This is a genomic window from Ruegeria sp. AL12, from assembly GCF_056540885.1.
In genome coordinates this window covers 1-1,112 of sequence record NZ_JBQFXN010000061.1, presented here as the reverse complement: position 1 = coordinate 1,112, position 1,112 = coordinate 1, and the positions used below count along the sequence as shown (strand labels likewise).

The 1,112-nt window shown below is 60.5% G+C and carries 1 protein-coding gene; it reads right to left on the bottom strand.

Annotation, left to right across the window (positions count from 1 at the left end):
* Positions 1–1,112 (bottom strand): elongation factor Tu (gene tuf / locus ACR0C6_RS21330; protein ID WP_480621108.1); only part of this gene is annotated, 1,112 nt, incomplete at both ends.

Genomic DNA, 1,112 nt, shown 5'->3' with positions numbered 1-1,112 from the left:
CGCAGGCCGTTTTCCATCGCGATCGGCGCGATCAGCTCAACGCCGAACGACACGTTGTCGCCGGGCATGACCATCTCGGTGCCTTCGGCCAGGGTCACGGTGCCGGTCACGTCCGTGGTCCGGAAGTAGAACTGCGGACGGTAGTTCGCGAAGAACGGGGTGTGACGACCGCCTTCTTCCTTGGTCAGGATATAGGCTTCGGCTTCGAACTTGGTGTGCGGGGTCACCGAACCCGGCTTGCACAGAACCTGGCCACGCTCAACGCCGTCACGGTCAACACCACGCAGCAGCGCGCCGATGTTGTCGCCCGCTTCACCGCGGTCCAGCAGCTTGCGGAACATTTCAACGCCGGTGCAGGTGGTCTTGGTGGTGTCGCGGATGCCGACGATTTCGATCTCGTCACCAACGTTGATCACGCCACGCTCGACACGACCGGTCACAACGGTACCACGGCCCGAGATCGAGAACACGTCTTCGATCGGCATCAGGAACGGCTGGTCAACGGCACGCTCGGGGGTGTCGATATACTCATCAACAGCCGCCATCAACTCGCGGATCTTGTTCTCGCCGATTTCCGGGTTGTTGCCTTCCATCGCCGCCAGAGCCGAACCTGCGATGATCGGGATATCGTCGCCGGGGTAGTCGTAGCTGGACAGCAGTTCGCGAACTTCCATCTCAACCAGTTCCAGCAGCTCTTCGTCGTCAACCTGGTCAACTTTGTTCAGGAACACGACCATCTTCGGGATGCCAACCTGGCGGCCCAGCAGGATGTGCTCGCGCGTCTGCGGCATCGGGCCGTCAGCGGCGTTCACAACCAGGATCGCGCCGTCCATCTGCGCCGCACCGGTGATCATGTTCTTGACGTAGTCAGCGTGGCCGGGGCAGTCGACATGCGCGTAGTGGCGGTTGTCGGTCTCGTATTCCACGTGGGCGGTCGAGATGGTGATGCCGCGCGCTTTTTCTTCCGGCGCACCGTCAATCTGGTCATACGCTTTGAAGTCACCGAAATACTTGGTGATTGCTGCGGTCAGCGTGGTCTTGCCGTGGTCAACGTGGCCAATCGTGCCGATGTTGACGTGCGGTTTTGTACGCTCAAACTTTTCCTTTGCCAT